Origin of the sequence: Pelomonas sp. CA6 (genome assembly GCF_022549225.1) — a bacterium.
GTDB lineage: Bacteria > Pseudomonadota > Gammaproteobacteria > Burkholderiales > Burkholderiaceae_C > Roseateles.
Genome location: NZ_JAKZFD010000010.1, coordinates 34,225 through 58,841, shown reverse-complemented (window position 1 = coordinate 58,841; position 24,617 = coordinate 34,225). Strand labels below are relative to the sequence as shown.

Here is a 24,617-nt window from a genome sequence, read left to right as displayed (position 1 = left end):
GGTCTTGACGGGGGGCAAAGGGTTTATCCCGACGAGCGCAGGCGGAAGAAACCCATCACGCTGCGCAGCCGCTGCGCCTGCTCGGCCAGCGCCATCGCCGCGGCCGAGGACTCCTCCACCAGCGCCACATTGCTCTGCGTGTTGCGGTCCAGATGGGCCAGAGAACTGTTGATCTGATGGATGCCGGCGCTGTAGCGTTCGGTGCCCTGCGCCAGGCGCTGCGTCAGCGTCTGCACCTGCCCCACCTGCTGGGCCAGGTCGCGCATGCCCGCACCGGTCTGCTGCACCAGGGTCGCCCCCTGCGCCACCTTGTGCCCACTGTCGGCGATCAGCCGCGTGATCTGCTGCGCCGCCGCGGCCGCGCGCTGCGCCAGGCCGCGCACCTCGGCCGCCACCACCGCGAAGCCGCGCCCTTCCTCGCCGGCGCGCGCGGCCTCCACCGCGGCATTGAGCGCCAGCAGATTGGTCTGGAAGGCGATGCTGTTGATCAGCCCGGTGATCTCGCCGATGCGCTGGCTGGCCTGCTGGATCTCTTGCATGGTCTGGACCACCTGCGTCATCTGCTGCGCGCTGCGGTCGGCGCTGTGCGCCACGCCCTGCGCCAGGCCCTGCGCCTGCTGGGCCAGCTGGGCGTTGTCCTGCACGTCCTCGCTCATGCGCTCCATGGTCGCCGCCGTCTCCTGCAGATGGGCCGACTGGCTTTCGGTGCGATGGCTGAGGTCCTGGTTGCCGATGGCGATCTGCTGCGAGGCCGAGGCCACCGAGCCCGAGGCCGTGTCGATCTCGGAGATCACCGTGCAAAGCTGGCGCTGCATGCGCACCATCGCCGCCATCACGCTGGCCTCGGGCTCGCCGCCATCGGCGGCGCGGTCGTCCAGCTGGCCAGCGGAAATCTCGCTGGCGATCTGCGCCACCCGCGCCGGCTCGCCGCCCAGCGTGCGCCCCAGCCAGCGCACCACCGCCTGCGCGGCCATCGCGCCGACCAGCAGCGCGCCCACCATCATCACCAGTTGCAGCCGCCAGGTGTCCTGGTAGTTGGCCTGGCCCCGCTCGTACTCGCGCGCCGCCACGTCAAGCTGCAGGTCCACCAACTGGTCGACGCGGCTGGAGATCGGATCCAGGCGCGGGTACATCGCACCGGCCGCGAAGCGCTGCAGCGCGCCAAGGTCGCGCCTGGCCAGCAGCTGCTCCAGTTCGGCCAGCGCCGGCTCGGCGGCGGCCATCGCCGCTTCGGCCTCGTCCGCCAGCGCGCGTTCGCGGGCATCCATCTGCGTGGCGCGGTAGGCCTGCCATTCGCTGCGGATGCGGCCGCGCGCCTCGCGCAGCTGGGCCAGGGCCTGCTCGGGCGCCAGTGCGCCATGCGCCGCCTTGTGGACGCCGTCAACGACCTGCACCGCATAAGCGTCGGCGACGCGCTTGAGCTGCTTGAGCGGCAGCACGCGGTCCTCGTACACCGTCTGCAGTCCACTCTGCAGACTGTGCATGCGCTGCAGGCCGACGGCCATCACGAGCAGGGTGAACGCGGTGAGCACCGCGGCAAAGAGACGCATGCGAGCCCGCATGCCCAGTGACAGGTTCATGGTCACGCTCCCTGAACCGCCATCTGCGGGCGGTTTGCGAACAGCAACTATGCGCCGTCGATGCCGGAATGCGCCAATGCGCCTGCCAAAAACAGGGAGTAGTGCCGATTTGCCGCGGCTTGGCGCGGCCCGCCCTGCGGCGTGGGCTCAGCCGGCGCGGAACAGGCCAGCGCGTGGACGCGTCGCCTCCGCCCAGGCCTGGCCGTGGAAGAAAGCGTCGTCGCGCAGATAGGCGGCGACCATCTCCAGCGCGTCCAGCCCCCAGAACGGAATATCGTCCACCACCACGGTGGGCACGCCAAACACGCCCTGCGCCTGTGCCTGCTCGGTGGCCTGGCGCAGCTGCTGCTTCACGGCGTCGCAGTCCGGGTCGCGCCGCGGCTGCAACTGCTCGGCCAGGGCCTGCAGCCGCGCCGGGTCCGCGGCCTCGGCGCCGCCGCGCCAGACGTGGTGGAAGATCTGCTCCACCACATGGCGGCCCGGCGTCTGCCCCTCGGGCGCGCAGGCCCAGGCCAGGCGCAAGAGCGGCAGCGGATTGAAGGGATGGCTGGCGGGCAGCTGCAGCGGCTCCTGCTGCCGGTGCGCCAGCCAGGCGACCTGGCGATAGGTCCAGTCGCGCTTGGGCGGAATCTCGGCCGGGCCCTTGTGACTCCAGGCCTTCAGCAGCCCGGCGAAGAACACCGGCACATAGCGGACCTCGTAGCTGCAGCCGGCCAGCGCCTCGGGCAGGCGCGCGAAGGCCAGCGCGGCATAGGGCGAGATCGGGTCGAAGTGGAAATGCAGCGTCTTCATCGAAAGGGCTCCCGCATCAGCTCCGTCGTCAGGTCCAGCGCCAGGCTCAGCGCTTCCAGTCGGTCACGCCCGCGGCCTCCAGCTGCGCATGGCGCTCGGGCAGGCGGGCGAGGATTTCGCGCCGCGTCGCGTCGTCGGCGCGGCTCCAGACCGTGATCTCGGCAATGGTGCGCGCGCAGCCGCGGCACAGGCCGGTGGCTTCGTGCATCTTGCAAACGTTGATACAGGGCGACGGCACCGAGGAAACCGGCGGCGGCGGCGGGGCGATCGCGCTCATTGGACAACCCTCCGCACAGGGTGCTCCGGGATTCGCGCTTGGGAACGGCCCGGCGCGCTCATTGAACCCTCCGCACGGGGTGCTCCGGGATTCGCGCTTGGGAACGGCCCGGCGCGCTCATGACTGCATCACCTCCACCACCGGCGCGCCGGTCAGCTGCACCAGCTGGTCCGGCGACAGGCGGAACACGCCGTTGGGATGGCCGGCCGCGGCCCAGATCTCGGCAAAGCGGAACAGCTCGCGGTCGATGAAGAGCTGCGGATGGGCCAGGCCGGGCCCCGGCGCGAAGCCCAGCGGCGAGACCCCGCCGATCGAGAAGCCGGTGCGCGCCTTCACGAAGTCGGCATCGGCACGGCCCAGCGGGCCGGTGTGCTGCTGCAGCTTCTTCTCGTCGACGCGCTTGTCGCCGGAGGCGATCACCAGCACCGCCGCGTCGTCCGCCTTGCGACGGAAGACCACGCTCTTGGCGATCTGGCCCAGCGCCACGCCCAGGGCCTGCGCAGCCTCGGCGGAGCTGCGCGCGGACGCGTCCAGCCAGCGCGGTGATTCGGAGTGGGCTCGCTCGGCCAGCGCGGCACGCACGCGCTCGAAGCCCTCGTTGACGGTGGGGGTCGCGGATTCGCTCATGGCGCCATTGTGCAAGAAGCCCGCGCGCCCTGCCCCGCGCCAAGGGCTGCTGTCGCCTGCGCGTCAGGCAATGCGGGCTGATACGCGGACGCGCCGCCGGCACGATCGGCTAAGGTCGGGCCATGAGCCACGTCCAGAGCATTTTCGAACCCGAGTTCACCGACAAGCTGTGCGAAATCTTCGAGCGGCTGATCTGCTTCAACCAGGTGCTGGGCCTGAAGGTCGACGCGCTGCAGCAGCTCGGCGCCCAGGCCCACATCGAGATGCGGCCCGAGCTGATCGGCCACTACGCACACAACCGCCTGCATGGCGGCGTGATCAGCGCGACGCTGGACGCCATGGGCGGCCTGGCCGTGATGGCGGCCATCGGCGCGCGCCATCTCGACGAGCCGCCGGCGCAGCGCCTGCAGCGCTTCGGCAAGCTGGGCACCATCGACCTGCGCGTGGACTATCTGCGTCCGGCCACCGGCGAGCGCTTCCAGGCCACGGCCGAGGTACTGCGCCTGGGCAGCCGCGTGGCGAGCACGCGCATGAGCTTCCTCGACGCCCAGGGCCGGCTGCTGTCCACCGGCTCGGCGGCCTACATCGTCTCCTGAGCTTTCTCCAGCGGCGCCTCGCGCTGCGCGAAGCGCAGCAGGCCCAGCGCCGCGACGATGCAGCACAGGCCGCCCAGCGCCATGATCCAGCGCGCGGACAGCTGGCCCAGCAGGCCGCCCACCAGCGCCATCACCACGTTGGAGAGGCAGAACACCGTGGTCAGCAGCCCCATCACCCGCCCCTGCCCATGGGCGGCGAAGCGCTCCGACATCCAGGCCGGCATCAGCGCGTTGTAAAAGGACAGCGACAGCCCCAGCGCCATCACCATCACCAGCCCCGGCACGCCGGGCAGCAGCGCCAGGCTGGCGATGCCCAGCGCCGAGACCAGCGCCCAGCGCGCCGACTGGTGCAGCGGCGAGCGCGAGCTGCCCAGCCGAGCAGCGAGCACGCTGGCCAGCGTCATCGACGCGCACTGGCCCGCGGTGATGCCGGCGATGCCCTGGCTGCCCAGCCCGGCCTGTTGCAGCATCCACAGCGGCGCGTACTCGTACAGCGCATTCACGCCCAGCGTGTACAGCGCCTGCAGCACGGCAAGCCGGCGCAGCACCGCGTCCTGCGCCAGCAACCCCAGCGACTGCTGCTCGCGCATCGCGCGCCACAGCCCGCCGCGCACCGGGTGCGCCGGGCTGTCGTCGGGCAGGCCCTGCCACAGCAGCCACAGGCAGGGCAGCAGCACCGCGGCCGCCGCGAGGAAGGGCACCGGCTCGCCCCAGGGCAGGGTCAGGCCGCCCAGCAGCGGCCCCACCAGCCAGCCGCCGTAGAGGCTGGCGTTGAGCCAGGCGAAGCTGCGTGTGCGCTCCAGCTGCGGATGCCAGTCCGCCACCAGCGCGCGCACCACGGCCACGTTGCCCTCGGTGAGCCCGGTCACGAAGCGCGACAGCACGAACAGCGGGAAGTCGCGCCGCGCCAGCGCCAGCGCGCTCAGCGCATAACCCAGCAGCGTGGCGCTGAGCGTGATGGTCAGCACGCGGCGGCGGCCGTAGCGGTCGGACAGCGGCGCAACCACCAGGCTGCCGAGCAGGATGCCCGCCGGATTGACCGCCAGCGCCACGCCCATCAGCAGTTCCGCCGGCAGGCCGGCCCAATGCGTGAAGTCGTCCACCGGGCCGCCGACGAAGATGGGCGCGAGGATGGGATAAGGCAGCGCGACGCCGGCCGTACTCATCAGCGCCAGCGCGCACACCATCAGCAGCATCAGCCGCGGATGGCGCAGCCCCGGCCCGCCCGGTGCCACCTTCATGCTCATCGCCACCTCCACCCCGCCCTCCTCTGTCGAATCCGCCGCGCCGGCCAGCCGCCAAGATAAACCATGCATCCGTCCCGCGCCGCGCTTGCGCGGTCGCGCGACGCGGCATGCGCCCGCGCGCGCGGCCACCCCTGACCAAAGGTCGGGTGGGCGGGCTTGAACGACAATCCGCGCATGGCCTTCCGATCACTCGAACTCCCCGCGGGCACGCCCGGCCGCCTGTGGTTGCAGTCCATGCCCGGGCGCTTGGAATCCTGGGGCGGCTTCCTCGACGAAGCGCGGCTGGAGCGGCTCAACCTGGTCGTCTGCCTGAATCCGCTGGAAGAGGTTGCCCAGCATTCGCCCGCGTATCACAAGGCGATCGCCGAGGGCCGGCTGCCCTTTCGCTGGATGCACCTGCCGATGCGCGACTTCGGGCTGGGCAGCGACCCCCAGGCCTTCCGCCAGGGCGTCGAACAACTCGCGCACGGCCTGGTCCTGGGCGACCGCGCGCTGCTGCACTGCACCGCCGGCATGGGTCGCACCGGCACGGTGGCGGCCTGCGTGCTCAAGCGCCTGGGCCTGTCCGCCGAGCAGGCGCTGGCCGCGGTGCGCGCCGCCGGTTCCAATCCGCAGTCGGCGCTGCAATCGGGCTGGATCGATCAGTTCTGACCCGGCCCGATCAAAACTGATCCGCGCGCCGCGGGGTCAGGTCTTGCCCGGTCCGGTCCCCGGCCCGTTCAGCGCGCCGGCCACTGCCAGGGCGGCGTGCTGTCCAGGTCCTGCCCGCGCAGCCGGGTCTCGCCCAGTTCCTTCTCCAGGTGCCAGCTGGTGCAGCTGGGCTCATGCTCCAGCGTGGCCACCAGGCGCGCGGCATGGGTCACGACGATCAGCTGGCTGCGTTCGGCGGCACGCGCGATCAGCCGGCCCAGCGCCGGCAGCAGGTCGGGGTGCAGGCTGGTCTCGGGTTCGTTGAGCACCAGCAGTTCGGGCGGCCGCGGGCTCAGCAGCGCGGTCAGCAGCATCAGGTAGCGCAGCGTGCCGTCGGACAGCTCGGCCGCCATCAGCGGGCGCAGCAGGCCCGGCTGTTGCATCGCCAGGCACAGGCCCGCGTCGCCCGGCCGGATATGCACGGACGCGCCGGGAAAGGCATCGTCCAGGCTGCGCTGCAGCAGCGCGTCGTCGCCGATCTCGCGCAGGGTCTGCCAGGCCGCCGGCAGGTCGGCGCCATCGGCCGCCAGCACCGGCGTCGCGGTGCCGATGCGCGGCCGGCGCGCGGGCGCGTCGGCGTCGGTGCGCAGCTGGTCGTAGAAGCGCCAGGCGCGCATGCGTTCGCGCAGCGCGATCATCTCGGGCGCGCGCACCGGGTCCAGCAGCTCGGTCAGCATGCTGTCGAAGGAGGCCAGCGGCACGCTCTGGGCGCGCAGGCTGCGCCCCTCGCGCAGCTCCAGCAGCGCGTTGCGCCGCTCCACCAGTGCGGCGGCGGGCCGGTAGACCGGGCCGGACCAGATCGCCTCGCGCTTGATCTGCGGGTCGCGCCCGAACATGGAGTTGCTCGGCTGCGGCAGGCCCAGCTCCAGCGCATAGCCGAAATCCTCGGCCGCGAAGCCCAGCTTGAGGTTGACCGGCTCGCGCCGCACCGTGCCCTGCACCGGCTGCTCGCCGCGGCGCATCGCGGCGCTGATCTGCTCGGGCCCGGCCCACAGCGTGGATTCCAGCCCGCCCTCGCGCGCCAGCGCCGGCACGACGCGGCTCTGCGCCGCATCGGCGAGCAGGCGCAGCGCCCGGTAGAGGCTGGACTTGCCGCTGCCGTTGGCCCCGGTGATCAGCGTCAGCGGCCCCAGCGGCAGGCGCAGCTGGCGCAGCGAGCGGTAGTTGGCGACGGCCAGCGCGGTGAGCATGGCGCGGGCTCAGCCCACCACGGCAAGCGGCTTGGCGGTCTTCCAGCGTCCGCGCGTGAAGTCGGGGAAGTCTTTGGCGTTGCCGCGATCGGCCACCGAATCGCAGGACAGCGGAAACACCGCCGACCAGCTCGCCGCGTCGTAGACGTCCTGGTCCAGCGCCTCGCCATGGCGCAGGCAGTAGACCAGGCGCCACATCATCAGGTAGTCCATGCCGCCGTGGCCGCCATTGCGCTGCGCCTCGGCCGCCAGGCGCTTCCACAGCGGGTGGTCGTAGCGCTCGAACCAGGGCTCCATGCGCATGTCCCAGTCGTGGTAGGCCTCGCGCTTGCCCGAGCGCTGCATCAGCGTCTTGCCGTCCAGCGTCTCCAGCGCGATGCGGTCGGGGAAGCCCGCGAAGCTGCCATTCGTGCCGACGACCTGGTTGAGCCGCGAATAGGGCCGCGGCGTGCTTGTGTCGTGCTGCAGCAGGATGGTGCGCCCCGACGCGCACTTGATCAGGCTGGTGTTGATGTCGCCATTGATGTAGGGCAGCCGGTTGCGCGCATGGTCGGCGGGGAACTCGCGCCGCGCGTAGGCAGCGAAGCCGCGCGACGGCGAGCTCTGCGAGTTCAGGTACTCGAAGCGGTCGCCGCGGTGGATGCCGAAGTACTGCGCGATCGGTCCCAGCCCGTGGGTGGGATAGAGGTTGCCGTTGCGCCGCGCATGCCACAGCGTGCGCCAGGAGCCGGTGCCGCGCTGGATCTCCTTCATCTGCCAGCGCAGGTCGTGGATATAGGCGCCCTCGGCATGCAGCAGTTCGCCGAACAGGCCCTGGCGCACCATGTTCAGCAGCATCAACTCCTCGCGGCCGTAGCAGCAGTTCTCCAGCATCATGCAATGGCGCTGCGTGGCCTCGGCGGTGTCCACCAGCAGCCAGGCCTCGTCCAGCGTGACCGCGGCGGGCACCTCGATGAAGGCATGCTTGCCAGCGCGCATCGCCGCCACTGCCATCGCGGTGTGCAGCTCCCAGGGTGTGGCGATGACCACCGCGTCGACGTCGCGGCGGTCCAGCACGCGTTCCCAGGCTCCGCTGGAGCCGGTGATGACCTCGGGCTGGGGGCGCTGGGTCTTGGCGATCAGGGCCTGCGTGCTGGCGATCGACTGCGCGTCGGTATCGGCGATGGCAACCACGCGGCAGCCCTCGATCTGGCACAGGGTCTGCGCCAGGAAACTGCCGCGCTGGCCGACGCCGATCACCGCGAAGCGCACCTCCTCCATGGGATTGGCGCGCAGCCCCATCGCGGATTTGCTGCCGGCCGCCGCGATCGGTGCGCTGATCGCCCCGCCGCCACTGGCGCAGCCGGCCAAGGCCGCGCCCACCGCGGTCCCGCCCAGGCCGCCCAGCCAGCGACGGCGCGCGGGGGAATCGGGATTTGCCGGTTTGTCGTCCTGGCGCATGGCCATCTCCTTGCTGTGCTCGACTGCGTGGCTGGCGATGATAAGGGCCGCCCCGGACCGTTGCCTTTAGGCACACGCGACAATGCGCGCATGCCGGCCAACGCCCTCGCCTCCCCTGCTCCGCCCCTGCCGAACGGCCCGGCCGCGCCCGCGCTGCGCTGGTTGCACGAGGACGAGCAGCGCATCGTCGTCGACAAGCCCGCGGGCCTGCTGTCGGTGCCCGGGCGCGGCGAGGACAAGCAGGACTGCGCATGGTTGCGCGTGCGCGGTCGCGCGCCGGACGCGCTCGTCGTGCACCGCCTGGATCAGGCCACCTCCGGCCTGTTGGTGTTCGCGCGCGGCGAGGCCATGCAGCGGGCGCTCAGCCTGGCCTTTGCGGCGCGCCAGGTGCACAAGCGCTACCAGGCCCTGGTGCACGGCCGGCTGCGCGAGCCGCGGCAGGAGATCGCGCTGCCGCTGATCGCCGACTGGCCCAACCGCCCGCGCCAGATGGTGGACCCGCAGCGCGGCAAACCCAGCCTGACCCGCGTGCGCCTGCTCCGCTACGACGCCCGGCGCGACCTCAGCCATGTCGAGCTGGAACCCGTGACCGGGCGCTCCCACCAGCTGCGCGTGCACCTGATGGCGATCGGCCACCCCATCCTCGGCGACGCCCTCTACGCGCCGCCCGAGCTGCAGGCGCCACGGCTGATGCTGCATGCCTGCGAACTGGGCCTGCCCGCGCTGCTGGGAGCCGCGGCGCTGCGGCTGAACAGCGCGCCGGACTTCCTGGACCTACCGTCGAACGAGGACCCTTCATGAAGCATTTCACCATCATCACCGGCAGCTCGCGCGGCCTGGGCGAGGCCCTGGCGCGGCAGTTGCTGGCCCAGGGCCACCAAGTGCTGGGCATCGCACGCGGCCGCAGCGCCGCGCTGGACGCCTTTGCCGCCGCGCAGGGCGCCACGCTGCGCCTGGGGCAGTGGCAGGCCGATCTGGCCGACCCGCTGCCGGTGGCCGAGCGCCTGTCCGGCTGGCTGGCCCAGCATGGCGACGAAGCCTGGCAAGACCTGACCCTGATCAACAACGCCGGCGTGGTCACGCCGCCGGGGCCGGTGGAAGGCGTGCCGCTGCCGCAGCTGTCCGCCGCGCTGCGCGCGGGGCTGGAGGCCACGCTGCTGCTCAGCGCGGCCTTCCTCGACGCCACGCGCGCGAGCCCGGCGCGGCGGCGCATCCTCAACATCTCCTCCGGCCTGGGGCGGCGCGCCATGGCCGGCAGCGCGCCCTACTGCGCCGCCAAGGCGGGCATGGACCACCTGTCGCGCGCGATGGCGCTGGACGAAGCGCACAAGCGCGCGCAGGGCCTGAACGCGGCGCGCATCGTCTCACTGGCCCCCGGCATCATCGACACCCAGATGCAGGTCCAGCTGCGCAGCGGCGACCCGGCGGGCTTCCCCGATCGGCAGCGCTTTGCCGATTTCAAAAGCCAGGGGCAGCTGGTGTCCGCCGAGGACACGGCGGAGCGGGTGTTGCGCTTTCTGGCGCGGGAGGATTTCGGGGAGGTGGTGGTGGGGGATGTAAGGGATTGAGTGTTTGTTTTTTGGTTCTTTGGGTTTTCGGGGTTTTGGGTTTATTGGGTTTTGCGCGGGGCGCAGAGCCCGCCGGGTCCCGGCCCGGCAGCCGGGTAACTTTTCCTGCGGGCCCAGGAAAAGTCACCAAAAGGAGGGCCTGAATGCGATTTGACCGAGACCCGCGCTGGGCACTGAGTGCCGGCCCGACGACCAGCGGGGCAACGCCACCGCTCAGGCTTTAAGTCGCTCGCCGAGTACGGCTCGACTCCACATCGGGCCTCTTGCCGAGACGCCTGCCAATTTCGCCGCGAGCAGAGACTGTATTTGGGGCCGAGCGCCGGGCCGCCCCAAGCTGGCCCGCTTGGCGATGTGCGAGCGGGGGCACCCCCGCGAGCATCGCCGTCCCCTCGGGGGACCGGCCAGGGTACTCCCTGGACGAGGGGGTGTATTCCAGGGCCAAGCGCCGGGCCGCCCCAAGCCGGCCCGCCTGGCGATACGGGTGGCTGAATGCCGCCCGTATCGGCGTCCCCTCGGGGGACCGGCCAGGGTACTCCCTGGACGAGGGGGTATTCCAGGGGCCGGTGCCGGGCCGCCCCAAGCCGGCCCGCTTGGCGATACGGGTGGCTGAATGCCACCCGTATCGCCGCCCCCCATGGGGGGCGGCCCAAGGTACTCCTTGGGCGGGGGGCACCATGCTCCCCGGGAGAGCCAACAAATTCAGCCGACCAAGTTCGCCAAGGTCATCAACGCCAGCAGCATCATCCACAGCACGACCGAGCGCCAGACCAAGCCGACCACGCTCTGCAAGTGGCCCAGTTGCGGCGGCTGGCCCGCGGTGGAGCCCTCGGCCTGGGTGGCTTCGGCGTCGCCACCGGCCTCGAAGGTCTTGCTGCGGTCCGGGGTCACGCCCGGCGCCGCCGATCCGCCCAGTTGCACGCCCACCGCGCCCGCGGCGGCGGCGAGGATCACGCCTTCGTTCTCATGGGCCCACAGCCTGGCATGGCGGCGCCAGCTGCCGACGGCTTCCTCGAAGTTGCCGACGATGGCAAAGCCCGCCGCGGTGAGCCGGGCCGGCACATGGTCGATCCAGCCGAAGACGCGGCGCGACAGCTGCATCAGCCGCTCATTGGTCGGCGCATCCAGCGTGCGGCTCTTGAAGGCCCAGTAGCGGCTGGCGAACTCTGCCATGCGGTAGAGCACCGCGCCGGCCGGCCCCAGGCCCAGCGTGGACAGCAGCACGAACCAGAAGAAGACGCCGAACACATGGCGGTGCGCCGCCAGCAGCGAGTGCTCCAGCACATGGCGCAACAGCTCGGTGCGCGGCAGCTCGCTGGCGTCCAGATGGCGCCACTCGGCGAGCAGGCGGCGCGCCTCGCTCTCGTCGGCACGCTCCAGCGCATCGCGGATGTCGGTGAAGTAATGGCTGAACTGGCGGAAGCCCAGTGTCAGGTAGAGCACCAGCACGTCCAGCGCCAGCGCCAGCAGCAGGCTGAAATGGCGCACGCCGGCATAGATCAGCGCCACGGCAACGGCCGGCCCCAGCACGGTGATGCACCAGACCACCGTCGCATGATGCTCGCGGCCGGCATCGAAGTTGCGGCCGGTCCAGCGCACCCAGTTGATCATGCCCTGGTGCACCGGATTGCCATGCCGCAAGGGCTTGAGCTGCTCGCACAGCAGCGCGAACAAGACGGCGAAGAAGTTCATGGCCCGGGATGATAGCGGGAGCGGGGGCCCTGCAAGCCCGCCGGACAGGCGCTACGCAGAGAGAAAACGATAGAGGTTGCGCAGCATCGCGGCCGTCGCCCCCCAAATGAAATACTCGCGCGGACCATCGGACGGGGCAAGACCTGTCCCCGTCCACGGCATGGACAGGAACTGGCGCTCCCCGCCGCCCCAGGCCACGGTGTGACGGCGATGGTTCGCCGGGTCCATCAGAAAGGCCAGCGGCACCTCGAAGGCCTCGGCCACCTCGAAGGCATCCAGCGCCAGTTGGAAGTCCGGTTGCACCAGCGCGACCACCGGGGTCACGTCGAAGGCGGTGACGGTGCGGTAGACCGGCAGCCGGCCGATGAGTTCGACATGCCGCGGCGTCAGGCCGATTTCTTCCTGGGCCTCGCGCAGCGCGGTGGCCTCGGGCGAGAGGTCCTCGGGTTCGCTGCGGCCGCCCGGGAAGCTGATCTGCCCGGCATGGTCGCGCAGATGCGCGGTGCGCTGGGTCAGCAACACGCTCAAGCCGGCGTCGCGCTGCACCAGCGGCACCAGCACCGCGGCGGCGGCCGGCGCACGGGCGCCGTTGAGCAGCCCGCCGTCGCCGGCCCATTCGGGCTGGAAGTCCGCGCCCGCCGCGAAGCGCTCGCGCAGCGCCTGGGCCTGCAGGCGCTGCGCCGGCACCGGTGGCAGATGGGTGTCCAGCCCGGTCACCGGCACCTGGCGGGGATCTTGGATCGGCGGACGCGACGAGGGAGCGTTCATCGGCGGGACTCAGGCCTGTCAACGCGGCGGCCAGGACACAAGAAACGCCTGGCCATGAAAAAAGCCGCCTCGGCCGGGGGCCAGAAGGCGGCTTTCGAGACACCGGATCGCCAGGACCCGGTGCGGCGGCGGCGTCAAGGGCTTGCGAACAGCCATCGACGACACCGCCCGGGGCTTGCCGATCAGGCCAGCTTTTCCTTGATGCGGGCCGACTTGCCCGAACGCTGACGCAGGTAGTACAGCTTGGCGCGGCGCACATCGCCGCGGCGCTTGACTTCGATCGACGCGATCAGCGGGCTGAACAGCTGGAAGGTACGCTCCACGCCTTCGCCGCTGGAAATCTTGCGGACGATGAAGGACGAGTTCAGGCCACGGTTGCGCTTGGCGATGACCACGCCTTCGTAGGCCTGCACGCGCTTGCGCGTGCCTTCGACCACGTTCACGTTGACGATCACCGTGTCGCCGGGGGCGAACGCGGGAATGGTCTTGTTCAGGCGAGCAATTTCTTCTTGCTCGAGGGTACGGATCAGATCCACGACTTATCTCCTAGTGATCATGCCGGCGCTGTGTACTTCAGCTGGCGAAGGCCGCCCCGATGGCGGACCTGCCGTTGGTTTGCTGGCGCTCCCCCGAAGTTCGCCCCTATCGGACGCGATTCAAGGCCACGCGTGCAATCCCGTTTGCCCAGGCAGAGGATCGGAAAAGCCCGCGATTGTAGCGTGAATCAGCTCTTGCTCAAAGCGCGCAGGAATTTCTCGTCGGCCGGGCTCAGCAGCCCGGCGGCGCGGGCCTCGGCGATCAGCTCGGGCCGGCGCGCCTGCGTCAGACGCAGCGACTGTTCGCGGCGCCAGCGCGCGATCTCGCGGTGGTTGCCGGACAGCAGCACCGGTGGCACCGGCAGCGCCTGCGGCTGGCCGGCGTCGTCAGGCAACGTCAGCAGCTCGGGACGGCTGTAATGCGGGCAGTCCAGCAGCAAGCCCTCGGAAAAGCTGTCCTGCTGGTGCGAGGCGGCGTCGTTCAGCACCCCCTCCTGCAGCCGGGCGACGGCGTCCAGCAGCGCCAGCGCGGGCAGCTCGCCGCCAGACAGCACGAAGTCGCCCAGGCTCAGCTCCAGCGTCACATGGCGGTCCAGGAAGCGCTGGTCCATGCCCTCGTAGCGCCCGCACAGCAGCACCGCGCCGGGCCCCTGTGCCATCTCGCGGACCAGCGCCTGGTCGATGCGGCGCCCGGTGGGCGTGAAGTGGATGATGGCGGGCGCCCCGCCGCCCTCCCCGGCCTCGGCGCGGTCCGCCTTCACCGCCGCCAGCGCGCGCTCCAGCGGCTCCACCAGCATCACCATGCCGGGGCCGCCGCCATAGGGGCGGTCGTCGACGCGGCGGTAGTTGTCCAGCGCATGCTCGCGCAGCGGCCACAGGCGCACGTCGACCTGCCGGCTCTCGAAGGCACGCCGGGTCACGCCCACCTGCAGAAAGGGCTCGAACAGCTCGGGGAACAGCGTGATGACGTCGAAGCGCATGGGGATTCGCGCCGGTGGCGACAGTTCGGGACGGCCCGCAGGCCGCGGGGATCAGAAATCCAGACCCCAGTCGACCGTGATGCGGCGCGTTGCCAGGTCCACGCCGTCGACAAAGGCCGACACAAAGGGCACCAGGCGCTCCTGGTCTGGCTTGATGGGCGGGGTCAGACCCGGCGGCACGATGCGCAGCACGCAGTGCGGGCCGGTGTCGATCAGGTCCAGCACCTCGCCCAGCACCTGACCCTCGCGATTCACCACGGTGAGACCGATCAGGTCCACCCAGTAGAACTCGTCGTTGCCATCGGTGGCGGGGAAATCGGCGCGGGAGACAAAGATGCGGGCGCCGCGCAGCGCCTCGGCGGCATTGCGGTCGGCCACGCCATCGGGCTGGGCGACGATGCCGTCGCCGTGATCGCGGATGGCGCGTATCTTCAGTTGCGCCGGCACGCTCGGGGCTTTGCCGGGCAAGGCCTGCTCGCTGGGCTTCAGGTACCAGCGGCGGGCGGAAAACAGGGCCTGGGCATCGGCGGAATGGGACAGGACCTTGATCCAGCCCTTGATGCCCCAGGCGTCCAGCACCCGGCCGACCTCGATCGCGTCGTCCGGGCAGTCGCTGCCGGCGGGCGGGACCAAGGTGGCGTCGGATGCTGGCATGGAGGCGCGAGGCTTAGGCTGCGGCCTTCTTGGTGGCCACGTCGACCAGGCGCGCCACGGCGGCCGAGGGCTGGGCGCCCACGCCGGTCCAGTAGCTCACGCGGTCCAGCGCGACGCGCAGCGACTCGGCGGCACCGGAAGCCACGGGGTTGTAGAAACCCACGCGCTCGATGAAGCGGCCGTCACGGCGCTCGCGGCTGTCGGCCACGACGATGTTGTAGAACGGGCGCTTCTTGGAGCCACCGCGTGCGAGTCGAATCACGACCATGATCAATCCTTCAAATGTTCTCTAGCGTTCCACCGCACCAGGGACACAACAGGCCAGCAGATCGGAAAGGCCTCGCCACGAAGCTCCGGAATCGATCCGGATCCCCCGCGACAGCAGCCGGGAAAGGCACTGTAGATACGTGCCCGAAAGCCTGTCGCCCGCCGCCGATCGCCTCTCGCGGATGGGAGAGAATCCCCACCGTTCAAGGCCATCCACCGCGCGCAAACCACACCCCAGGGCCAGCGCCAAAACCGGGCATTATAAACTCGCGCCGACCTGTTTGTGGACACCCCATGCAATCTTCCTCTCACGACCCGGCCAGCCGCGCGCCGCAGCCCGGTCTGCTGATCCGATCCAGCACGGACGCCGACCTTGCCGCCATCCAGTCCATCTATGAAATTGCCGTGCTGCAGGGCACTGGCACCTTCGAGACCGAGGTGCCCGACACGGCCGAGATGGCGCGCCGCCGCGCCGAGGTCCTGGGCCGCGGCTTGCCCTACCTGGTGGCCGAGCGCGACGGGCAGGTGCTGGGCTATGCCTATGCCAACTATTTCCGGCCGCGCATGGCCTACCGCTTCTTCGTCGAGGATTCGATCTACCTGCACCCGCAGGCCCAGGGCATGGGCCTGGGCCGGCTGCTGCTGGCCGAACTGGTGAGCCGCTGCGAGCAGGCCGGCGCGCGCCAGATGATCGCGGTGATCGGCGACTCCGCCAACCAGGGCTCGATCGGCGTGCACCGCGCGCTGGGCTTCGAGCCGGTGGGCGTGATGAAGTCCGCCGGCTGGAAATTCGACCGCTGGCTGGACGTGGTGCTGATGCAGAAGACCCTGGGCCAAGGCGACCAATGCCCGCCGGCGGCATGAGCGCTGAGGGGCGACCCATGAGCACGGGTAAGCGCTCCAAGACCGTCGCGGTGTGGCTCAGCTTCGCGCTGGGCAGCCTGGGCGTGCACCGTTTCTACCTCCATGGCCTGCGCGATCCCTGGGCCTGGCTGCATCTGCCGCCCACGCTGCTGGGGCTGTATGGCGTGCAGCGCATGGATGTGCTGGGCCAGGACGACCGCCTGGCCTGGGTGCTGATCCCGCTGCTGGGGCTGATGCTGACGCAGAGCATGCTGGCCGGCATCGTGCATGCGCTGACGCCGGACGAACGCTGGCGCGACCGCCACAACCCCGGCCAGCCGGTGCGCAAGACCGGCTGGGGGCCGGTGCTGGGTGCGATCGCCTGCCTGATGGTGGGCGGCGGCTGCCTGATGGCCACCATCGCCTTCTCGGCGCAGCGTTACTTCGAAAGCCAGGTCGAGGCGGCGCGCGAGATCAGCCAGTAGCCGCGGGCGGCCCGTGCCGCCCAGGCTGCGCGCGGACTCAGCCGAAGAAACCGCGGATCACGTCGCGGATGTCGCGCCGCCGGATCAGCTCATAGCCCTGGCGCGCATAGGCCTCGCGGCGCGCGTCGTCGGCCACCAGGGCCTCGCAGGCGGCCTGGATTTCGGGCGTCTTCACGAAGGTGAGTCCATCGGGGCCGCGCAGGTCGGGCTCGATCTCCAGCTCCTCGCTGTAGTCGCAGACCACGGCCTTGGCATTGGCCATCAGGTAGGAGACGCGCACGATCTCGAAGATGTTGCCGCGCGAGAAGTTGACGATCACCTTGGCGCGGGCGATGAACTCGTCGCGCTGCCGGCCCCAGACATTGCACAGCGTCATCACCGACAGCCCGGTCAGGTCGCGGCGCAGCCCGGCGATCTTGTGCAGCGACTCGACGCGGTCGGGCGTCAGATTGCCGTAGTACAGCACGTCGATGTCCTGCTCCACGCCCTTGGGCACCTTCTCGAGGTTGGGCGCGTAGGCGGTCAGCGCGTGGTAGGCCGGGAAGCGCGGCCCCAGCGCGTTCCAGGTGTCGACGTTGGAGCGGCTGTAGTCCCAGATCTGGAAGCGCGAGGCGAGCTGCTCGGCCGCGGTGCCGCGCAGGTTCACGCCGGCATAGCGCTCCATGTTGAAGAAGATGGTGTTGTCCGGGAACTGAGGCATCAGCCCCAGCTGCATGGGGATCTGGAAGCCGAACACGATGTTCAGCGCGTCCGGGTCGAAGTGGTTGATGCGCCGTTCCACCTGATGCCCCAGGGCCAGGAAGCCCCAGTGGTAGGACTCGACGACCTCGTTGTAGGCATCCAGGATGCCCACCTTGGGATGGAAGGGGTTGTACTGGACCAGACAGACTTTCATCAGGCGCCTCTTTCAGGGTGCAGGTTCGGGCAGCAGGTCGTCGCCGTGCGGCCGTATCAGGTAGCGCTCGGCGCTCTGCAGCAGCACCAGGCTGGCGCGCATCTGCCGGCAATAGCGGAAGTCGACCACGGTGTTCCAGACGAAATGCACCTGGCCGAAGAAGGCAGCGCACAGGTCGGCGAAGCCGCAGTCGTAGGAATAGCTGTCGCCGAAGATCACCACCGCCTCCTGGTAGGGCGCGGCCGGGTTCTGCAGCACATAGTGGTTGCCGACATGGGCGCCGGTGGTGGCGAGCAGGCGGTTGTCGTAGACCAGCTGGGCGCGGCGCGGGATGGCGATCACGCTTTCGTAGACCGGCTCGGCCACGTACTTCAGCAGCAGGTCGTGGCGCCACCAGGCGCGCGCCAGCGGGACGCGCGCGAAGTCAAAGCGTCGCTCCGGGAACACCGCCCGCATCAGCGCCTCGAAGCCGAACCAGTTGCCGCTGGCGCACCAATGGCTGTTGCCGCGAAAGGCCAGCTCGGCGCGCCAGGATTCGTCCAGCAGATGCGCCAGTGGGTAGACCAGGCCGGCGTCCGGCGCCAGCGCCTTCTGCAGCTGCTGCACCGGCCGATCGCCCTGCACGGGCGCGCCGCCCGGCCAGCGCGCCTGCGGCAGCAGGGCCTGTTTTTCCGGCACGACCAGATGGGCGAAGCGCGCGCCGATCGCACGCGCGGCCTGCTGACGGCGCGCGAACACCGCCTGCCATTGGCCCAGCGCCTCATCCCCCAGCCGGACCTGGCCCAGATACTGCTGCTCCCAGGCATTGCTGCCATTGGCGATGAACTGCCAGCCGTCGGCGCCGGTGATGGCCACCTGATCGGCCGACAGGCTTCCCTGCGGGCGGTCGTACAGGGCCGCGAGCCGCTGGTGGTTGGCCAGCGCCAGTTGGCGCTCGGCCTGCAGGAATTCGCTCAGCCTGGGTTCCATCGCGCTCACACCAGCGGCACCGGCGGCATGTGGCTTGCGCCGCTGTAGTCGGCCCACAGCGCGCGGAACTGCTGTTCGGCCGCCGCCTCGTGGCGCGCCAGCGCCGGCATGGTCTCGCACAGCGCCGCCATGTCCGCCTCGCCACCGTAGCGCTGCGCGATCAGCGGGCACAGCCGCGCCAGGTTCTGCGCGCATTCGTCGGCGCTGAGCACGCCCACATCGCGGCCGGCCAGCGTCAGCGCCACATAGGCCAGGTGTGCGAGCTTCAACGGCCGCCCCATGGGGTTGGCGGAGTTCTGCTGCGAGCTGGTGCGGAAGAAGCCCAGATGCTCGTTGATATAGCCCAGCGGACGCTTCAGCGAATTGACCAGGAAGGCCCCCAGGTCCTCCAGCCCCGCGTAGGACAGGCCGGCCAGCCGGGCCTGGTCCAGCGACTCGGCCGCCTCGGCGCGGAAGGTGGCGTTGGACAGCTCGCCCAGCCAGTTCGCACTGGAGCCCGCGGTGTGCCGGAACAGCAGCGTGGCGTCCAGCGCCAGCAGGCGCTGCGGATGCTGGTCCACCGCGGCGGGCACCGGCAGGTCGCGCACCGGCAGCCCGCCCTCCAGCGCGGTCCAGCGGCGGCTCACCACGCACAGCGGCTCGCCCGAACCATGCGCCATCGCGTGGCGGGCGTAGAAGGCGGGGTAGATGACGTCGTCGTCGAGCAGGAAATGGAAGAGCTCCGTGGGCTGCTGGCGGAAGCGCCACAGCAGCTGGCGGAAATTGTTGTAGCCGCCGCGGCGCGGGCCAGGGAAGACCTCGATGTGGAGATCGGCCACCAGGCTCTTCAGCGGCTCCTGAGACAGCGCGGCGACGAAGGCCTGGTCGGGGCTGTCGTCCGAGACCAGGACGCGGGCCGGCTTCAGGGTCTGATGGCGCAGGCAGGCCAGCAGCTCCGCCAGATAGGCCGGCTTGTAGGCCGGGATCAGCGTGGTGATCTGCATCGCGCGGCCACCCTCAGCCCAGCGCGCGGCGCAGCACCGCAGCCACCTCGGCGACCTCGTCCGGGCCCATGTAGGGCGCGATCGGCAGGCTCAGCACGCGCTCCTGCAGCTGCTCGGCGATGGGCAGCGCCGGCCAGGCCTGGTCCGCATAGGCGCCCTGGCGGTGGCAGGCGATCGGGTAGTGCACCAGATGGCCGATCTGCGCCGCGCCCAGCGCCTGCTGCAGCGCGCCGCGGCGCTCGCTGGCCACCACTATCAGGTGCCAGACCGGCTCGGCGCCGGCGGCGACCTCGGGCAGCGCCAGGGGCAGTCCGTCCAGCGCCTCCAGATAGGCCGCGGCGACGCGGCGGCGGGCCGCGTTCTCGGCCTCCAGATGGGGCAGCTTGACGCGCAGCACTGCGGCCTGCAGTTCGTCCAGACGCGAGTTCACGCCGGCGAACTCGTGGTGGTATTTGACGCTGGAGCCGTAGTTGCGCAGCTTGCGCAGACGCTCGGCCAGTTCGTCGTCGTCGGTCGTGATCGCGCCGCCATCGCCCAGCGCGCCCAGGTTCTTGCCCGGATAGAAGCTGAAGCCCGCGGCGTCGCCCAGGCCGCCGGCGCGCCGGCCCTGCCAGCGCGCGCCATGCGCCTGCGCGGCGTCCTCGATCACCTTCAGCCCGCGGCGGCGCGCGATCTCCAGGATGGCGTCCATCTGCGCCGGCTGGCCGTACAGGTGCACCGGCATGATGGCGCGCGTGCGCGGCGTGATCGCCGCCTCGATGCGCGCCGGGTCCAGGTTGTGCGTGGCCGCCAGCGGCTCCACCGGCACCGGCTGCGCGCCGGCCTGGCTGACTGCCAGCCAGGTGGCGATGAAGGTGTTGGAGGGCACGATCACCTCGTCGCCCGCGCCGATGCCATAGGCGCGCAGGATCAGATGCAGCGCATCCAGCCCGTTGGCCACGCCGATGCAGTGGCGCACGCCGCAGTAGGCGGCGAACTCGCGCTCGAAGGCCTGCACCTCCTCGCCCAGGATGTACCAGCCGGAATCCAGCACGCGGCCCATGGCCGCGCGCATCGCCGCGTCGTGCGGGGCGTTGACCCGCTTCAGGTCCAGGAAGGGAATCACTTGCTCCACCTCGCGCGCATGAATTCCGCATAGTCGCGGTAGTAGTCGGACTCGTCGTACTTGGTCGACGCCAGCACCATGCACACCGCGCCGGACGAGAAGTTGTCCAACTCGCGCCAGATCATGGGGCAGACATAGAGCCCGTTGTAGCTGCGGTTCAGGTGCACGCGCTTCTTATCTTTGCCATCGTCCAGCACGACGTCGAAGCTGCCCGACATCGCGACGATGAACTGGTGCAGCGCCTTGTGGGCATGGCCGCCGCGCTCGGAGCCGCCCGGCACGTCGTAGAGGTAGTAGACGCGTTGGATGTCGAACGGCACATGCACGCCGCCCTCGACAAAGGTCAGGTTGCCGCGGGGATCGTGGATCTTGGGCAGGTCCAGCAGCTTGCAATCGTGAATGCTCATACCAGGGCTCTCCGGGATTCGGATGCACGGAAATATGGGCCGATTGTGCAAGCCGTGGCCGCGGCCAATCGCCGGAGGACCGCCGTCCGACCCCGGCAGTTCCACCGACAGACCCAGTGCCGCGCCGCGGGGCCAGGCGCAGAGATGCGCGGCCTTTGCCCGCCTACTGCGGCCTTGATCGGCGGGGCGCCTGGCTATCATGCCTGCCAAGCTTGTGGCCTCGCGCGGGCGCCCGCCGCCTCACGCAAGGCCTGACCCTGCCCCACCACCGCCATGTCCAGCCCTCCCACCATCGACCGAGTCCTGGCGCTGTGTGAAGCGCAAGAGCTGCTGTTCGCGCCCCGGCCCGCGCGGCTGGCGCTGACGCAGGCCGAGCTGCCCACGGACCCGCAGGCCCCGGCGCGGCGCATCCGCGTCTGGCGCAACCACGCCTTCGAGCCGCTCATCGAGCTGATGACGCCCTACCTGCGCTTCGGCCGCTGGACGGCGGACTTCGACATCGGCGACTACGACGACAGCCTGATGTTCGCCGAGCTGCCCACGCTGCGCCCGCCCGACCTGCACCTGCTCTGGCTGGACAACACGCGGCTGCTGAGCAAGCTGGCGCTCGCGGACTGGCTGGACTGGCTGAGCGGCCGCGTCCGCGCGCTGCGCCAGGCCGACGCCGCGCCCATTTTGATCGCCACCTGGCTCGCGCCGGAGCAGGAGGCGCAAGCTCGCGAGCGGCTGCTGGCCCAGCCGGGCGTGCAGCTGGCCAATCTCCAGCCTTTGTGCGAGCAGGCCGGGGTGCCGCTGCTGGATACGCGCAATGCCAGCTGGGCCGGCTCGCCGCTGTCGCGCCTGGCCCAGCTGCAGGCCGCCCGCGCGCTGGCCTGCCACTGGCTGCCGGCGCTGCTGCTGCCACCGCTGAAGGCGATCGCGCTGGACCTGGACCACACCCTGTACCGCGGCGTGCTGGGCGAGGACGGCGTGCGCGGCGTCGAGCTCAGCGACGCGCACCGCGCGCTGCAGCAGCGCCTGCTGCAATGGCGCGAGCGCGGCATCTTTCTCGCGCTGGTCTCGCGCAACGAGGCCGTCGACGTGCGCCAGCTGTTTGACGAGCGGCAGGACTTTCCGCTGCGCTGGGCGCATTTCTCCGCCACCGAGATCGGCTGGGGCGACAAGTCCGAGGCGCTCGCGCGCATCGCGCAGCAGCTGCGCATCGGTCTGGACGCCATGGTCTACGTGGACGACAACGCCGGCGAGCTGGCCCAAGTGGCCAGCCACCACCCGCAGATCCGCACGCTGTGGGCCCATGCCGACGCCGCGCAGACCCAGGCCGCGCTGGACCTCTGCCCCGCGCTGTGGCGCTGGGCCGTCAGCGACGACGACCGCAAGCGCGTGCAGGACGCGCAGGCCCAGGCCGAGCGCGCCGCGCTGCAGGGCCAGGGCGAGCCCGATGCCGAGTATTACCGCAGCCTGCAGGTGAGCCTGGAGCTGCGCCTGGACCCGGCAGCCGACCTGCAGCGCCTGGCCGACCTCTGCGTGAAAACCAACCAGTTCAACCTGGCGATGCGCCGCTTCAACGGCGCCGAGCTGCAGCAGCATCTGCAGGCGCCGGACTCGGCCGTGGTCAGCGTGCGCCTGGCCGACCGGCTGTCGGACAGCGGCACCATCGCCGTGCTCGTCGCGCAGCGCAACGGGCCGGCGCTGGACGTGCTGGAGCTGTGCATCAGCTGCCGCGCGCTGGGGCGCCGGCTGGAGGACAGCATCGTTGCGCTGGCGCTGCAGCAGATGCCGCAGCTGGCGGACTGCGAGTCGGTGCGCTTCCGCGTCGAACATGGGCCGCGCAACCAGCCTGCGCGAGAATGGCTGGCGCGCTGGCTGGGCCAGGCGCCGGAGCCGGGCTGGCATGCCGTGCCGGCCGAGCGGCTGCGCGCGCACCGCGCGCCCGACGGCGTCACGCTGCTGGCCCCCGCCCTCCCCGCCACCTCCACCGTTTCCGCCACCTGCCAGGACCCTCTGCATGAGCTCCCCTCTTCTTCGTGACCGCGTGATCGCCATCGCCTCCAGCGTGCTCAAGTGCGAGATCCATGCCGACAGCTCGCGCGAGAACACCCCGCAATGGGATTCGCTCAAGCATGTCGAGCTGGTCTTCGCCATCGAGGACGAGCTGGGGCTGCAGTTCAGCGAGGAACAGCTGGCCTCGCTGCACAGCATCGCCGCGCTGGTCGCGGCGGCCGAGAGTGGCGCCTGAGCGCCCGGCGACCATGCGGCATTCGATCTGCCTGGAAGGCCCGGCCTGGCGCATCCGCCCGGTCCGCGACGAGGACGCGCCCTTCATCGTCGAGTTGCGCAACGATCCGGCGCTGGGCCGCTACCTGCATGGCGGCGCCGCGAACACGTCGCAACAGCTCGACTGGCTGGCGCGCTACTACGAGCGCGCCGGCGACTATTACTTCGTCGTCGAACGCCGGGATACGCAATCGCCCGAAGGGCTGATCGCCCTCTACGATCTGGACACACAGACGCAGCGCGCCGAATGGGGACGCTGGATCCTGAAGCCGCAGTCGCTGGCCGCGGTCGAGAGCGCCTGGCTGATCTACCGCGCCGCGTTCGAGGTGCTGGGCCTGCAGAGCGTCTACTGCCGCACCGTCGCCGACAACCAGGCGGTGGTGTCCTTCCACGACTCCTGCGGCCTCACCGACCGCGAGCGCCTGACCGCGCAGTTCCAGTTGGGAGATGAAACACTGGACGCGATCGAGCACCGGCTGTCGCGCGAGGCCTGGCCGGCCGTCGGCGCCCAGCTCGAACGCCTCGCCACGCTGACCGCCAGAAGGCTGCGCCGTGCTTGAACCCACCACCGCCCCCACTTCTCCCAGCCCGCCCGCCCTGCCCGGAGGCTGGGACTTCCACCACCTCGGCTACGCCTGCAAGGACCTGGACGCGGCGCAGCGCTTCTTCGCCGCCATCGGCTACACGCTGGAAGGCGCGGAGTTCGAGGACCCGACCCAGGGCATACGCGGCCGCTTCCTGAATGGCGCCGGCCCGCGCATCGAACTGCTGCAAGACCTGCCCGGCCGCGACACGCTGCGCCCCTGGCTGGACGGCGGCGGTTCGCGGCTCTATCACCTGGCCTACGAGGTGCCGGACATGGACGCCGCGCTGGCCTGGAGCCGCGCGCAGCGCGGCCTGGTGACGGTGCAACCGGTCGCCGCGGTGGCCTTTGGCGGGCGGCGCATCGCCTTCGTGATGTTCCGCCACGGCCCCATGCTGGAGTTCATCGAGCGCGGCTGAGGTCGCGCCGCGCACCGCCGCTCAGTCCGGCAGCGCGGCCAGCACGTAGATCTCGCCGGCGATGTCGGGGTAGCGCTCGCCCAGCTGCATGAAGGCCTCGACCATCTGCGGCGTCCAGTGGGCCTCGATCTGCCCGTTGGCCAGCGGCTTCATCCAGTAGCCGCCGAACAGCTCGACGCGCAGACCCGCCTGGCTGAAGCAGGCGCGGAAGGACTCCGGATTGAACACGCGGCGATGGCCATGGTGGCGGTCGCGCTCGTTCAGCGCGTCCTCCTGGGCCAGCATGCCCATCACGACGGCGGCCTGGCGGTGCAGCGAGCGCGCATTGGGCACGGCGGCAAAAATGCGCCCGCCCGGATTCAGCCAGCCCATCGCGCGGCGCAGCACCGCCACCGGGTCGTCGACATGCTCCAGCACATGGCCCATCACGATGGTGTCGAAGCGCTGGCTGGGCTGGTATTCCTCGAACAGCGCGTGGGTGACCTCGGCGTCCGGGAAGCGCTGGCGCAGGCTCTGGCAAAAACTCTCCGAGCCTTCCACCACCGACAGCCGGCGGCCGCTGCGCGCGAGGAATTCCGTCATCACGCCCTCGGCCGGCCCCATTTCCAGCACCCGCTCGCCATGCAGATGGCGCGCCAGGATGCGCCAGCAATAGGCGATCGACGCCTCCATCACGCCAGCCGAATAGAGCGACTGGCCGGCAATCTGTTCCAGCTTGCTGCGTTCGCTGTCGTGTTCCAGTCTCGGGCTCAT

29 protein-coding genes are annotated in these 24,617 nt (G+C 70.6%); 10 read left to right on the top strand and 19 right to left on the bottom strand.

The window, feature by feature from the left end:
• Positions 1 to 23 precede the first annotated feature (23 nt).
• The 4 genes from LZ017_RS16640 to LZ017_RS16625 all read right to left on the bottom strand — a co-directional run bounded on the left by LZ017_RS16640 (position 24) and on the right by LZ017_RS16625 (position 3,276).
• Positions 24 to 1,580 carry a methyl-accepting chemotaxis protein gene (locus LZ017_RS16640; protein ID WP_241398020.1) on the bottom strand — a complete coding sequence of 519 codons (1,557 nt, stop codon included), beginning with the start codon at positions 1,578 to 1,580 and terminating at the stop codon, positions 24 to 26.
• Positions 1,581 to 1,727: 147 nt separating this feature from the next.
• Positions 1,728 to 2,372 carry a 2-hydroxychromene-2-carboxylate isomerase gene (locus LZ017_RS16635; RefSeq protein ID WP_241398019.1) on the bottom strand — a complete coding sequence of 215 codons (645 nt, stop codon included), beginning with the start codon at positions 2,370 to 2,372 and terminating at the stop codon, positions 1,728 to 1,730.
• 46 nt (positions 2,373 to 2,418) lie between these two features.
• The gene (locus LZ017_RS16630) at positions 2,419 to 2,649 is read right to left on the bottom strand and encodes a DUF1289 domain-containing protein (protein WP_241398018.1); all 231 of its coding nucleotides are present in this window, start codon (positions 2,647 to 2,649) and stop codon (positions 2,419 to 2,421) included.
• A 117-nt stretch (positions 2,650 to 2,766) separates the two neighbouring features.
• Complete coding sequence (locus LZ017_RS16625; RefSeq protein ID WP_241398017.1) at positions 2,767 to 3,276, bottom strand: YbaK/EbsC family protein; 510 nt, start codon at positions 3,274 to 3,276, stop codon at positions 2,767 to 2,769.
• 122 nt (positions 3,277 to 3,398) lie between these two features.
• On the opposite strand from LZ017_RS16625, the gene LZ017_RS16620 reads away from it, so the two are divergent.
• Positions 3,399 to 3,872 (top strand): thioesterase family protein, encoded by a 474-nt coding sequence (locus LZ017_RS16620; RefSeq protein ID WP_241398016.1) that lies wholly within the window; start codon positions 3,399 to 3,401, stop codon positions 3,870 to 3,872.
• On the opposite strand, the gene LZ017_RS16615 is transcribed toward LZ017_RS16620, so the two are convergent.
• Positions 3,857 to 5,119 carry an MFS transporter gene (locus LZ017_RS16615; RefSeq protein WP_241398015.1) on the bottom strand — a complete coding sequence of 421 codons (1,263 nt, stop codon included), beginning with the start codon at positions 5,117 to 5,119 and terminating at the stop codon, positions 3,857 to 3,859. The two genes, LZ017_RS16620 and LZ017_RS16615, sit on opposite strands and share 16 nt — an antisense overlap.
• A 174-nt stretch (positions 5,120 to 5,293) precedes the next feature.
• Here LZ017_RS16615 and LZ017_RS16610 point away from each other — a divergent pair, with 174 nt between their 5' ends.
• On the top strand, positions 5,294 to 5,770 hold the full coding sequence (locus LZ017_RS16610; protein WP_241398014.1) for a tyrosine-protein phosphatase: 477 nt from the start codon (positions 5,294 to 5,296) through the stop codon (positions 5,768 to 5,770).
• A 68-nt stretch (positions 5,771 to 5,838) separates the two neighbouring features.
• Here the strand turns inward: LZ017_RS16610 and LZ017_RS16605 are convergent, their stop codons facing one another.
• On the bottom strand, positions 5,839 to 6,999 hold the full coding sequence (locus tag LZ017_RS16605) for an AAA family ATPase (protein ID WP_241398013.1): 1,161 nt from the start codon (positions 6,997 to 6,999) through the stop codon (positions 5,839 to 5,841).
• 9 nt (positions 7,000 to 7,008) lie between these two features.
• Positions 7,009 to 8,439, bottom strand: a complete 1,431-nt coding sequence (locus LZ017_RS16600; RefSeq protein ID WP_241398012.1) for a Gfo/Idh/MocA family protein — start codon at positions 8,437 to 8,439, stop codon at positions 7,009 to 7,011.
• A 90-nt stretch (positions 8,440 to 8,529) separates the two neighbouring features.
• Between LZ017_RS16600 and LZ017_RS16595 the strand changes: the two genes are divergently transcribed.
• Together LZ017_RS16595 and LZ017_RS16590 are read left to right on the top strand one after the other, a co-directional pair.
• Positions 8,530 to 9,240 (top strand): RluA family pseudouridine synthase, encoded by a 711-nt coding sequence (locus tag LZ017_RS16595; protein WP_241398011.1) that lies wholly within the window; start codon positions 8,530 to 8,532, stop codon positions 9,238 to 9,240.
• A complete protein-coding gene (locus LZ017_RS16590) occupies positions 9,237 to 10,007 on the top strand; it encodes an SDR family NAD(P)-dependent oxidoreductase (protein ID WP_241398010.1) in 771 nt (256 codons plus the stop codon). The genes LZ017_RS16595 and LZ017_RS16590 overlap by 4 nt, the downstream gene beginning before the upstream one ends.
• Before the next feature lie 699 nt (positions 10,008 to 10,706).
• Here LZ017_RS16590 and LZ017_RS16585 read toward each other — a convergent pair.
• The 6 genes from LZ017_RS16585 to rpsP form a co-directional block, all read right to left on the bottom strand.
• Positions 10,707 to 11,696 (bottom strand): CobD/CbiB family protein, encoded by a 990-nt coding sequence (locus LZ017_RS16585; RefSeq protein WP_241398009.1) that lies wholly within the window; start codon positions 11,694 to 11,696, stop codon positions 10,707 to 10,709.
• 51 nt (positions 11,697 to 11,747) lie between these two features.
• Positions 11,748 to 12,464, bottom strand: a complete 717-nt coding sequence (locus LZ017_RS16580) for a CoA pyrophosphatase (protein WP_241398008.1) — start codon at positions 12,462 to 12,464, stop codon at positions 11,748 to 11,750.
• 182 nt (positions 12,465 to 12,646) lie between these two features.
• Complete coding sequence (gene rplS / locus LZ017_RS16575) at positions 12,647 to 13,000, bottom strand: 50S ribosomal protein L19 (RefSeq protein ID WP_241398007.1); 354 nt, start codon at positions 12,998 to 13,000, stop codon at positions 12,647 to 12,649.
• A gap of 188 nt (positions 13,001 to 13,188) precedes the next feature.
• Positions 13,189 to 13,980, bottom strand: coding sequence for a tRNA (guanosine(37)-N1)-methyltransferase TrmD (trmD, locus tag LZ017_RS16570; protein WP_241398006.1), 792 nt, complete (start codon positions 13,978 to 13,980; stop codon positions 13,189 to 13,191).
• A 51-nt stretch (positions 13,981 to 14,031) separates the two neighbouring features.
• Positions 14,032 to 14,634, bottom strand: coding sequence for a ribosome maturation factor RimM (rimM, locus tag LZ017_RS16565; protein ID WP_241398005.1), 603 nt, complete (start codon positions 14,632 to 14,634; stop codon positions 14,032 to 14,034).
• A gap of 13 nt (positions 14,635 to 14,647) precedes the next feature.
• Positions 14,648 to 14,902, bottom strand: coding sequence for a 30S ribosomal protein S16 (gene rpsP, locus LZ017_RS16560; protein WP_241398004.1), 255 nt, complete (start codon positions 14,900 to 14,902; stop codon positions 14,648 to 14,650).
• A gap of 293 nt (positions 14,903 to 15,195) precedes the next feature.
• Between rpsP and LZ017_RS16555 the strand changes: the two genes are divergently transcribed.
• Together LZ017_RS16555 and LZ017_RS16550 are read left to right on the top strand one after the other, a co-directional pair.
• Positions 15,196 to 15,765: a GNAT family N-acetyltransferase gene (locus tag LZ017_RS16555; protein WP_241398003.1), complete on the top strand. Its 570-nt coding sequence runs from the start codon at positions 15,196 to 15,198 to the stop codon at positions 15,763 to 15,765.
• Between the two features lie 17 nt (positions 15,766 to 15,782).
• On the top strand, positions 15,783 to 16,229 hold the full coding sequence (locus LZ017_RS16550) for a TM2 domain-containing protein (protein WP_241398002.1): 447 nt from the start codon (positions 15,783 to 15,785) through the stop codon (positions 16,227 to 16,229).
• 37 nt (positions 16,230 to 16,266) lie between these two features.
• Here the strand turns inward: LZ017_RS16550 and LZ017_RS16545 are convergent, their stop codons facing one another.
• From LZ017_RS16545 to LZ017_RS16525, 5 genes are read right to left on the bottom strand one after another with little or no spacing between them, the layout of a single operon-like run.
• Positions 16,267 to 17,124 carry a glycosyltransferase gene (locus LZ017_RS16545; RefSeq protein ID WP_241398001.1) on the bottom strand — a complete coding sequence of 286 codons (858 nt, stop codon included), beginning with the start codon at positions 17,122 to 17,124 and terminating at the stop codon, positions 16,267 to 16,269.
• A gap of 12 nt (positions 17,125 to 17,136) precedes the next feature.
• A complete protein-coding gene (locus tag LZ017_RS16540; RefSeq protein ID WP_241398000.1) occupies positions 17,137 to 18,093 on the bottom strand; it encodes a hypothetical protein in 957 nt (318 codons plus the stop codon).
• Between the two features lie 5 nt (positions 18,094 to 18,098).
• Positions 18,099 to 19,076: a glycosyltransferase family 2 protein gene (locus LZ017_RS16535; RefSeq protein ID WP_241397999.1), complete on the bottom strand. Its 978-nt coding sequence runs from the start codon at positions 19,074 to 19,076 to the stop codon at positions 18,099 to 18,101.
• Positions 19,077 to 19,089: 13 nt separating this feature from the next.
• Positions 19,090 to 20,181 (bottom strand): DegT/DnrJ/EryC1/StrS family aminotransferase, encoded by a 1,092-nt coding sequence (locus LZ017_RS16530; RefSeq protein WP_374109944.1) that lies wholly within the window; start codon positions 20,179 to 20,181, stop codon positions 19,090 to 19,092.
• Positions 20,178 to 20,588, bottom strand: a complete 411-nt coding sequence (locus tag LZ017_RS16525) for an FdtA/QdtA family cupin domain-containing protein (protein ID WP_241397998.1) — start codon at positions 20,586 to 20,588, stop codon at positions 20,178 to 20,180. The genes LZ017_RS16530 and LZ017_RS16525 overlap by 4 nt, the downstream gene beginning before the upstream one ends.
• A 273-nt stretch (positions 20,589 to 20,861) precedes the next feature.
• Between LZ017_RS16525 and LZ017_RS16520 the strand changes: the two genes are divergently transcribed.
• Genes LZ017_RS16520 through LZ017_RS16505 form a run of 4 tightly spaced genes read left to right on the top strand, consistent with a single transcriptional unit; the run spans position 20,862 to position 23,864 of the window.
• Positions 20,862 to 22,616, top strand: a complete 1,755-nt coding sequence (locus LZ017_RS16520) for an HAD-IIIC family phosphatase (RefSeq protein WP_241397997.1) — start codon at positions 20,862 to 20,864, stop codon at positions 22,614 to 22,616.
• Positions 22,594 to 22,824 (top strand): acyl carrier protein, encoded by a 231-nt coding sequence (locus tag LZ017_RS16515; protein WP_241397996.1) that lies wholly within the window; start codon positions 22,594 to 22,596, stop codon positions 22,822 to 22,824. Before LZ017_RS16520 ends, LZ017_RS16515 begins: the two co-directional genes overlap by 23 nt.
• Positions 22,825 to 22,837: 13 nt before the next feature.
• A complete protein-coding gene (locus tag LZ017_RS16510; protein ID WP_241397995.1) occupies positions 22,838 to 23,422 on the top strand; it encodes a GNAT family N-acetyltransferase in 585 nt (194 codons plus the stop codon).
• Positions 23,415 to 23,864 carry a VOC family protein gene (locus tag LZ017_RS16505; protein ID WP_241397994.1) on the top strand — a complete coding sequence of 150 codons (450 nt, stop codon included), beginning with the start codon at positions 23,415 to 23,417 and terminating at the stop codon, positions 23,862 to 23,864. The genes LZ017_RS16510 and LZ017_RS16505 overlap by 8 nt, the downstream gene beginning before the upstream one ends.
• Positions 23,865 to 23,885: 21 nt before the next feature.
• Here LZ017_RS16505 and LZ017_RS16500 read toward each other — a convergent pair whose 3' ends face one another.
• Complete coding sequence (locus LZ017_RS16500; protein WP_241397993.1) at positions 23,886 to 24,617, bottom strand: bifunctional 2-polyprenyl-6-hydroxyphenol methylase/3-demethylubiquinol 3-O-methyltransferase UbiG; 732 nt, start codon at positions 24,615 to 24,617, stop codon at positions 23,886 to 23,888.